We start from the raw sequence: 8,769 nt of genomic DNA on the forward strand, positions 1-8,769 counted from the left end.
GGACAGCACGCTGGGCGCTGTCCCGTACGACGTCGCTGCACAGGAGTGATCAATTCCTGCACATCCCGCCAGACCGTCTACGCGGTGGGCTCTGGCGGTGTGGTGAAGGCACACCCGGAATGGCAAAACAAGAAACCGCACGACAAAACAAAAAGGCCCGGAACCTTGCGGTTTCCGGGCCTCTGAACGAGAGAGCTTGGAAGGTGTGCGCCTATGCGCAACCTCCACCCGGTAGCACCTGATCCTCGGTTTTTCCAAAACGCAGGCTGGCTGCGGCTTTCGTGGAATACACGTGGCTCTGGTGCTGGTTCGATCGGACCGACGGCATGCCGTCGAAACCACCGCACGCCCAGACGCGCACGAGCGATCGGCCCGATGCGGGACGAATGCTGGTGAGGATCAGTGCGGTGTTCACGATGGTTCCTGAGTCAAAAATTGCCGTTGTCGGCCGTTAGGGGTTGGAAAAAAGGTACGGCTTGGGGCCGCGATTGAAGGCAACTGTAAATAGTGTTTACGACGGCGTCAACAACCGGGACAATCTTTTTTTGTCTTGTTGTTGTTTTTGAACAGTGCCCAATATCACCGTCGCGCGCCGCCGCAATGCGCTTGCGCTGCACCGCCGCTTTCTCGAAGAGGCCGTTGCCGCAGGCTTGCCAGCCAAGGGGCTGGACCAGGCGTTCGCGAAGAAGATCGAGATTTCCCCCAGCATGTGGAGCCAGATCAAGAGCTCCCGTCCCATTGGCGACAACCTGGCCAGGCAGATCGAAAGGCACTGCGGCGTCGAGCTCGGCTGGCTCGACGAGGAAGACCGGCCCAGCGAAGTGCCGGACGCGGCGGAGGAGCGCTTCATCACAGCGGCGCGTAAGGCATGGCGATCGGCCAATGCCAAGGGAAAGAAAGAGCTCAGTGGCTGGCTGAAGAAGCGCGCGCAGGATGCGGCAGCCGGCGGCGACCCCGCGGCCTGAAGAGGATTCAGCCCAGCGCAGGCGCGTTGCGCACGATGGCCGCGCGCATGTCGTCCGGAATGGCGACGGCCCGATGGGTCTCCAGCGACGTGGTCACCAGCACCTGCTGCATCTGCATGCGCACTTCTCCGCTCACCGGCTCGAAGCAGCGCACCTGCAAGGTCAACGAACGGGAACCGAGGCGCTCCACGGCCAGCCCCAGCATCACCTGGTCGCCCATGCGGCTCACCGCTCGGAAGTCGACCTCGAGCTTCACCGTGGGCAGGCCGATGCGCCGCTGCGCCACCAGCCCGTGGTAGCTGAGGCCCAGGCCTTCGTTCACCCAGTCTTCGACGAGGCCGTTGAGCATCACGAAGTACTGCGGATAGAAGACGATGCCCGCCGGATCGCAGTCCGAGAAGCGGATCAGCCGCGGCCTGCAGAACTCGCTGCCCTCGGCCATGCTCAGCCCTCCTCGCTTGCCGGTTCGCCGCGCATTACGTGCACGCGCAGCAGGCCGAGCTGCGTGTGCAGCTGCTTGACGGTCTTCATGTCGAGGCCCGAGAACATCTCGAGGATCCACTGCTCGTGCTCGCTCGCCATGGTCTCGAAGGTGCGGCGGCCGGTGGGCGTGAGGCTCACGATCCAGGCGCGGCGGTCGTCGGGGCTCGGCGCGCGGGCAACCATGCCTTCGCGCTCGAGTTCGTCCGTCAGGCCGGTGACATTGCCGCCGGTCACCATCAGGTAGCGCGACAGCACGCGCATCTTCAGCCCGTCCTTGTAGCGGTAGAGCTGCGCCATGTAGTCGAAGCGCGCCAGCGAGATGCCGAAACGCTCGCGCAGGCGGCGGCGGATCTCGGACTCGATCTGCGTGGTGCTGGCCAGCATGCGAAGCCACAGCTTGAGCACCGCGTGGTCGTCGTGGCCGGCGCGGGCCTCGTGGCCCAGTTCTTCCGCATCGCTCAGCACGGCATGCGAGGCGTCGTTGCGTGTGGTCATGTCACTTCTCCCCCTGAAACCGAGATCGACTGGCCGGTGACCGATGCGGCGCCCTCGCCGCACAGCCAGCGCACGGCATCGGCCACTTCGGCCGGCTGCACGATGCGCTTCTGCGGATTGACGCTGGAGAACTCCGCGAGCGCATCAGCCTCGCTGCGCCCGGTCTTGCCGACCACGTTGGCGACGCTGTTGCGCAGGATGTCGGTGTCGGTATAGCCCGGGCACACGGCATTCACCGTGATGCCCTTGCGCGCCACCTCCAGCGCCAGCGAGCGCGTGAGCCCGACCACACCGTGCTTGGCCGCGGTATAGGCCGCCACGTAGGCGTAGCCCTTCTGCCCCGCCGTGCTGGCGATGTTGACGATGCGCCCCCAGCCCGCGTCGAGCATGTCCGGCAGCGCCGCCTGCGCGCAGAGGAAGCTGCCAGTGAGGTTGACCGACAGCATCCGCTGCCAGAGCTCGAACGAGGTCTTGAGGAAAGGCGCGCTCTCCGCCGCCCCCGCGTTGTTGACGAGCACCGCCACGGGCCCGCGCGCCGCGCGTGCCTCAGCGAACGCCGCCTGCACGGCCTGCGGGTTCGCCACGTCCGCGGCGACGACGCCGTGCCCGCTGCCGGCGAGCGAATCCGCCACCCGCTGCAGCGCCTCGCGGTCACGACCCAGCAATGTCAGCGTGGCGCCTTCGGCAGCCAGGGTGCGGGCGATCTCCGCCCCGATGCCGCGCGCAGCGCCCGTGACGAGGGCGTGCCGGCCAGTCAGTGAATTTGATTGCATACCTGAATGATTTAGTTCTGAACCATTTTAACCGGATGGCCCGGCAAGCCTTGTCAGCGCATGAAACGGCCGCCGTTGAGGTCCAGCGTCGCACCGGTCATGAAGGCCGCCGCAGGAGAAGCCAGGTAGACCACGGCCGCAGCCACTTCCTCGGCCAGTCCGAAGCGGCCGAGCGGGATGCCGGCCTGCAGTGCCTGTTGCCTCGCCGGCTCCATGGCATCGAGCGCGGGACTACGGATCGCCGCCGGCGCGAGCGCATTCACCGTCACGCCATGAGGCGCCAGCTCCTGCGCGAACGACCGCGTCAGCGCCAGCAGCCCGGCCTTGCTCGCCGCGTAGTGCACGCCCGTCGCGCTGCTCGCCTGCTGCCCAGCCATCGAACCGAGATTGACGATGCGCCCCTCGCCGCGCTCGCGCATGTGGCGCCCTGCGATGCGGCAGCCGAAGAAGCTGCCGCGCAGGTTGATGGCCAGCACGTCGTCCCACTCCTCGGGCGTGATGTCCCACAGCGAGGTCGATGGCGTACGCGCCGCGTTGTTGACCATGATGTCGACACAGCCGAAATGCGCCACCGCCCTGTCGAAGCACTGGCGGAATGCCGCTTCGTCGCGCACGTCGAGCCGCAGCGCGAGGCCGCCGATCCCATCGGCCACGGCCACCGCCGACGACAGCTCGATGTCGGCCAGCGCCACCCGCGCGCCCGCCTGTGCCAGCCCCTTCGCGATGGCCGCGCCCAGGCCCTGCCCCGCTCCCGTCACGAACGCCACACGCCCGGAAAGAGGAAGCTGCGGCGCCAGGCTCGTCATGCTCAGGCCTTCGCGGGCCGGCCGTCCCAGGTCTGCGGCCCCACGCCGCGTTCCCGCAGCTTGAACTTCTGGACCTTGCCGTTCTCGGTGCGCGGCAGGTCGGCCAGCACGTCGATGTAGCGCGGCACGGCGAAGTACGGCAGCCGGCCCTCGCAGAAGCGCGCGAGCTCGGCGGGGTCGATGGCCGCGCCTTCGCGGGCCACCAGCGCGGCCATCACCTCGTCCTCGGCGAGTTCGGAGCGCACGGGATACACCGCGCACGAAGCCACGCCTGGATGGCTCAGCAGCACCTGCTCGACCTCGAACGAGGAGATGTTCTCCCCGCGCCGCCGGATCGCGTCCTTGATGCGGTCGACGAAGCGGAAGGCCCCGTCCGCATCGCGTACCACGCGGTCGCCGGTGTGGAACCAGAGGTTGCGCCAGGCCTCGACCGTCTTCTCCGGCATGTTGAAGTAGCCGCTCGCGAAGGCATGGGGTTCGTCGGCGCGCAGCAGCAGTTCGCCCGCCTCGCCGGCCGGCAGGGCCACGTCGTCCTCGTCGGCCACGCGCGCCTGAAAACCCGGGCGCAGCCAGCCCATCACGCCGCCGCGCGGCGAATCCGGTGCGGTGGCGATGGCGAAGTTGGTCTCGGTCGAGCCATAGCCCTCCAGCAGCGACACGCCCGTGCGCGCCTTGAACGCGGCTCCGGCGGCGGCCGGCACGCCGGGCCCCAGTCCGATGCGCACGCGGTGGTCGCGCTCCCCGGCACCTTCGGGCTGGGCCAGCAGGATCGGCACCATCGCGCCCAGCAGGTAGACCACAGTCGCCCCGCTCGCGCGCATCGTCGGCCAGAAGCCCGACGCCGAGAAGCGCGTCTCGAACACGACCTGCGAGCCCGTCAGCGCGGCCTGGGCGAAGGTGTTGAGCGCGTTGATGTGGAAGAGCGGCAGCGTGGTGCAAAGCACGTCGTCGGCGCCCACGCCGAGCACCTCCGCGCTGTTCACCCCCCACCAGAAATACTGTGCGTGCGGGCAGACCACACCCTTGGCGGGCCCGGTCGTGCCCGAGGTGTAGAGGATCGCGAGTGCGTCGCCGGGCTGCACGGATGCCGGCTCGACGGGTTCTCCATGCGCGGGATACGCCACGACGCGCACGCCCGCAGGCGCCTGCCAGGCACCCGAGACGATCTCGCCGACGACCCAGATCTCCCGCAGCGCGGTGCGCCCCAGGTCCGCCGCCGCGAGCCGTTCCAGGAAGGCGCCTTCGATCACCAGCAGCTTCGCCTCGCTGTTCGCGAGGAAGTATTCGATCTGCGGCCCCATCGACGCCGTATTGACCGGCACCGTCGACGCCCCCAGCCATCCCGCGCCCAGGAAGCTCTCGAGGAACTCGACGCGGTTGCCGCACATCACCGCGATGCGATCGCCGCGCACCACGCCGGCCGCCGCCAGCGCGCCGGCCCGCGCCGCCGCGACGCGGGCTGAATCGCGATGCGTCCACTCGCTCCCCGCGATCTTCAGCAGCGCGCGCGAGCCGAACAGCCCGGCCTGCCGCTGCAGCATCGCCGGCAGCGTGCGCTGCGCGGGCGGCACGGCGCGGGGTTCAGTCGTCATCGTGCGTGCCCCCGCCGAGGTAGGTCGCCTGCACCCGCGAGTCGCTCGCCAGTTCGGCGGAGGCCCCGGAGAGCGCGATCTCGCCCGTCTCCAGCACATAGCCGTGATCGGAGCTTTCGAGCGCGGCGCGCGCGTTCTGCTCCACCAGCAGGATCGATACGCCGTCCTCCCGCAGCTTGCGCACGATCGCCAGGATGTCGCGCACGATCAGCGGCGCCAGGCCGAGGCTGGGCTCGTCGAGCATCAGCAGGCGCGGCGCCGACATCAGCGCGCGGCCCACGGCCAGCATCTGGCGCTCGCCGCCCGAGAGCGTGTCAGCGCGCTGCGAGCGGCGTTCGGCCAGACGCGGAAAGCGGTCGTACACCGACTGCAGCCGCTTCTTCATCGCATCGCCGCGCAGCCGCTTGGCGAATGCTCCGAGCTGCAGGTTGTCGAGCACGGTGAGCTCGCCGAAGAGCTCTCGCTTCTCGGGCACGAGGCACAGGCCGCGCTCCACGCGCGCCTCCACGTCCAGCCCCTGCAGGTCCTCGCCCTCGAAGCGCAGCGTGCCCCTGCACGGCAGCAGGCCCATGGCGGCGGCCAGCAGCGTGGTCTTGCCCGCGCCGTTGGGGCCGATCACCGAGATGATCTGGCCCGGCTGAAGGTCGAGCGACACACCGCGTACCGCCTCCACCTGTCCATAGGAGACATGCAGGTCGCCGATCTCGAGCATCGCTGTCATACCGACACCCCCATGCTCGTCGCTTCGTGTACTTCACGCGCCCCCTGACGGGGGTCCGTGCCTTCGGGCGGTCGTGGGGCGCTCATACGACGCTCCCCAGGTAGGCCGCCTGAACGCGCTCGTCGGCACGCACCGCCGACGGCACGCCCTCCACGAGCTTGGAGCCGAAATTCATCACCACCAGCCGATCCACCAGTTTCATCACGAAGTCCATGTCGTGTTCCACGATGAGGATGGTCACGCCTTCCTCGCGCAGCTTGCGCAGAAGGTCGCCGAGCGCCATCTTCTCCTTGCGCCGCAGCCCGGCCGCGGGCTCGTCGAGCACCAGCAGCACCGGGTCGGCGGCCAGCGCGCGAGCGATCTCCAGGATGCGCTGCGTGCCCAGCGGCAGGCTGCCCGCCTGCTCGTGCGCGCGGTCGCCCAGGCCGATGCGGTCGAGCTGGCGCTGCGCTTCCTGCAGGATCTGCTGCTCTTCCGTGCGATCGAGCCGCAGGCCCGCCTTCAGGATGCCCGAGCGCGTGCGCGAATGCGCACCCAGCGCCACGTTGTCGAGCAGGCTCATGTGCGGGCGCAGCTTCACGTGCTGGAAGGTGCGCGCCAGCCCCAGCCGCGCCACCTCGCGCTGCGGCATGCCGGCGATGTCGTGCTCGAGGAAGCGCACCTGGCCCGAGCTCATCGGCAGCGTGCAGGTCAGCAGATTGAACATGGTCGACTTGCCCGCGCCGTTCGGCCCGATCAGCCCGACGATCTCGCCGGCCTTCACGTCGAAGCTCACGTCGTTCACCGCCACCAGGCCGCCGAAGCGCTTGACCGCGCCGTTCACCGACAGCACGGGCGAGCCGCGCGCGGGCAGCGTGCGGTTGGGCAGCGGTTCGACCGCGGGCCCTTCGTGGCGCGAAGGCCCCCGCGCGCCGGCGCGGCGTCGCGTCCAGCGGCGCAGCAGCCCCATCACGCCACCGCGCGCGAAGTGCAGCAGCAGGATGAAGAGCGCGGCAAAGGCCACCGCCTCCAGCTGGCCGGCGCGCTGCGTGAGCATCGGCAGCACGTCCTGCAGGCCGTTCTTCAGCACCAGCACCAGCGCGGCACCCACGAGCGCTCCACCCAACTGGCCCAGGCCGCCGGCCACCGCCATCAGCAAGTACTCGATGCTGGCGCGCACGTCGAAGGGCGACGGACTCACGAAGCGGTTCATGTGCGCGTAGAGCCAGCCCGCCAGCCCCGCGAGCAGCGCCGCGGTGACGAACAGCGAGAGCCGCACGCGATATGCATCGGCGCCCACGCTCGCCAGCAGCGTCGCACCGCCGCGCAGCCCGCGGATGGCACGCCCCGGCCGAGACTGCAGCAGGTTGTGGCTGAACAGGCAGGCCAGGCCCACCACCGTCCAGATCAGGAAGTACATCGCACGCGGCTCGGCCAGCGACCAGCCTGCGATCTGCAGCGCCGGTATGTTCGACAGGCCCGTGTGCCGGCCCAGGCCATCCACGTTGCCGAACAGCATCGCGATGGAGAGCCCCCAGGCGATGGTGCTCAGCGGCAGGAAATGCCCGCCCAGCCGCAGCGTGAGCATGCCGATGGCCAATGCCGACAGCCCCGTGAGCAGCAGCGCGAACAACAGCCCGAGCCAGGGCGACATGCCCTGCGTGGTGGTGAGCCACGCGGTCGCGTAGGCGGCGATGCCCACGAAGGCCGCCTGCCCGAAGGAGGTGGCGCCGCCCACGCCGGTCAGCAGCACGAGGCCCAGCGCCACGAGCGCGCCGATGCCGATGTCGTTGAGCAGCGAGACGGTGAAGCTGCCCGCGAACACCGGCACCAGTGCCAGCACCACGACCAGCGCGGCGATCCACGCCATGCGCTTGCGATTGCCGTTCATTCTTCCACCTCGTCTTCTTCCTCTTCGGCATGCGCGGCCGCGAAGGAGCGCAGCATCAGCACCGGGATCAGCAGGCTGAACACGATCACGTCCTTCAATGCGCCGCTCCAGAACGAGGCGAAGCTCTCCACCACGCCGACCGCGAGCGCGCCCACGGCCGTCATCGGGTAGCTCACGAGCCCGCCGATGATCGCGGCCACGAAGGCCTTCAGCCCGATGATGAAACCCGAGTCGTAGTACATCGTCGTCACCGGCGCGATCAGCACGCCGATCAGCCCCGCCAGCAGCGAGGCGCAGCCGTACGCCAGCAGCGCCGTGCGCACCGGCCGGATGCCGACCAGCCGCGCGCCCACGCGGTTCACCGCCGTCGCGCGCAGCGCCTTGCCGGCCACCGTGCGCTCGAACACCAGGAAGAACAGCCCGCTCAGCACGATGGCCGCCCCCACCATCAGCACCACCTGGCCGCTGACTGTGAAGCCCTCGCCCAGCGTGAACACGGCACTGGTCAGCGGCGTGGTGCGCGAGCCCTCGGGCCCGAAGAACAGCAGGCCCAGGCCCGACAGCAGGAAGTGCAGCGCGAGCGACACGATCAGCAGCACCAGCACCGAGGCATCGGCGATCGGCTGGAAAACCACTCGCGCCAGCAGCGGCGCGATGGGCACCACCAGCAGAACCGCCACCGCGATGTGCACCGCCACCGGCACGCCGGGCCGGGCTGCGAGCCACGCCAGCGCGCAGGGAATGGCGGGCAGCACGCCCCAGGTCAGCACCGCCTTCGGAATGCGCGCGGTCTCGCCACGCCGCACCAGGCTGCCGATCTCGGTGGCAAGCGCCAGCGCAGCGAGCACCGCGACCATGCCGATCGTCGGCGGCACGCGGCCGGTCTCGAAGGCCGCGAGCGACAGCGCCGCGAAGGCCGCGATGTCGCCGAAGGGCACGAACACCACCCGCGTGACCGAGAAGATCAGCACCAGCCCGAGGCCGGCCAGCAGGTAGATGGCACCGTTGGCGAGGCCGTCGGTGATGAGGATGAGGGCCACGTCCCAGGTCATCGCGCGGCCCTC

Annotated in this window: 10 protein-coding genes; 1 reads left to right on the forward strand and 9 read right to left on the reverse strand. The window is 69.4% G+C overall.

Annotated features, from left to right (window positions below; translation table 11 throughout):
- Positions 1-211: 211 nt before the first annotated feature.
- Complete coding sequence (locus FHY06_RS14715) at positions 212-415, reverse strand: hypothetical protein (protein WP_126185418.1); 204 nt, start codon at positions 413-415, stop codon at positions 212-214.
- Positions 416-569: 154 nt separating this feature from the next.
- Here FHY06_RS14715 and FHY06_RS14720 point away from each other — a divergent pair, with 154 nt between their 5' ends.
- Positions 570-965 (forward strand): hypothetical protein, encoded by a 396-nt coding sequence (locus FHY06_RS14720; RefSeq protein WP_184605611.1) that lies wholly within the window; start codon positions 570-572, stop codon positions 963-965.
- A 7-nt stretch (positions 966-972) separates the two neighbouring features.
- On the opposite strand, the gene FHY06_RS14725 is transcribed toward FHY06_RS14720, so the two are convergent.
- The 8 genes from FHY06_RS14725 to FHY06_RS14760 form a co-directional block, all read right to left on the reverse strand.
- Entirely contained in the window at positions 973-1,407 is a 435-nt protein-coding gene (locus FHY06_RS14725; protein ID WP_184605612.1) for an acyl-CoA thioesterase, read from the reverse strand.
- A gap of 2 nt (positions 1,408-1,409) precedes the next feature.
- The gene (locus tag FHY06_RS14730) at positions 1,410-1,943 is read right to left on the reverse strand and encodes a MarR family winged helix-turn-helix transcriptional regulator (RefSeq protein ID WP_132754666.1); all 534 of its coding nucleotides are present in this window, start codon (positions 1,941-1,943) and stop codon (positions 1,410-1,412) included.
- Entirely contained in the window at positions 1,940-2,716 is a 777-nt protein-coding gene (locus FHY06_RS14735; RefSeq protein WP_184605613.1) for an SDR family NAD(P)-dependent oxidoreductase, read from the reverse strand. The genes FHY06_RS14730 and FHY06_RS14735 overlap by 4 nt, the downstream gene beginning before the upstream one ends.
- Positions 2,717-2,769: 53 nt before the next feature.
- Entirely contained in the window at positions 2,770-3,522 is a 753-nt protein-coding gene (locus tag FHY06_RS14740) for an SDR family NAD(P)-dependent oxidoreductase (RefSeq protein ID WP_184605614.1), read from the reverse strand.
- Positions 3,523-3,524: 2 nt separating this feature from the next.
- Positions 3,525-5,114, reverse strand: coding sequence for an ATP-dependent acyl-CoA ligase (locus FHY06_RS14745; RefSeq protein WP_184605615.1), 1,590 nt, complete (start codon positions 5,112-5,114; stop codon positions 3,525-3,527).
- Positions 5,104-5,835 carry an ABC transporter ATP-binding protein gene (locus FHY06_RS14750; protein WP_019654677.1) on the reverse strand — a complete coding sequence of 244 codons (732 nt, stop codon included), beginning with the start codon at positions 5,833-5,835 and terminating at the stop codon, positions 5,104-5,106. The genes FHY06_RS14745 and FHY06_RS14750 overlap by 11 nt, the downstream gene beginning before the upstream one ends.
- An 82-nt stretch (positions 5,836-5,917) precedes the next feature.
- Positions 5,918-7,705, reverse strand: a complete 1,788-nt coding sequence (locus FHY06_RS14755; RefSeq protein ID WP_184605616.1) for a branched-chain amino acid ABC transporter ATP-binding protein/permease — start codon at positions 7,703-7,705, stop codon at positions 5,918-5,920.
- Complete coding sequence (locus FHY06_RS14760) at positions 7,702-8,757, reverse strand: branched-chain amino acid ABC transporter permease (protein WP_019654675.1); 1,056 nt, start codon at positions 8,755-8,757, stop codon at positions 7,702-7,704. The genes FHY06_RS14755 and FHY06_RS14760 overlap by 4 nt, the downstream gene beginning before the upstream one ends.
- Between the last annotated feature and the right edge of the window lie 12 nt (positions 8,758-8,769).

Source organism: Variovorax atrisoli (genome assembly GCF_014195185.1).
Taxonomy (GTDB): Bacteria; Pseudomonadota; Gammaproteobacteria; order Burkholderiales; family Burkholderiaceae_C; genus Variovorax; species Variovorax atrisoli.

Coding starts and splice junctions, on each gene's coding strand:
- FHY06_RS14740 (WP_184605614.1), bottom strand. CDS start 3,522: ATGACGAGCCTGGCGCCGCAGCTTCCTCTTTCCGGGCGTGTGGCGTTC.
- FHY06_RS14760 (WP_019654675.1), bottom strand. CDS start 8,757: ATGACCTGGGACGTGGCCCTCATCCTCATCACCGACGGCCTCGCCAAC.
- FHY06_RS14730 (WP_132754666.1), bottom strand. CDS start 1,943: ATGACCACACGCAACGACGCCTCGCATGCCGTGCTGAGCGATGCGGAA.
- FHY06_RS14725 (WP_184605612.1), bottom strand. CDS start 1,407: ATGGCCGAGGGCAGCGAGTTCTGCAGGCCGCGGCTGATCCGCTTCTCG.
- FHY06_RS14755 (WP_184605616.1), bottom strand. CDS start 7,705: ATGAACGGCAATCGCAAGCGCATGGCGTGGATCGCCGCGCTGGTCGTG.
- FHY06_RS14735 (WP_184605613.1), bottom strand. CDS start 2,716: ATGCAATCAAATTCACTGACTGGCCGGCACGCCCTCGTCACGGGCGCT.
- FHY06_RS14745 (WP_184605615.1), bottom strand. CDS start 5,114: ATGACGACTGAACCCCGCGCCGTGCCGCCCGCGCAGCGCACGCTGCCG.
- FHY06_RS14750 (WP_019654677.1), bottom strand. CDS start 5,835: ATGACAGCGATGCTCGAGATCGGCGACCTGCATGTCTCCTATGGACAG.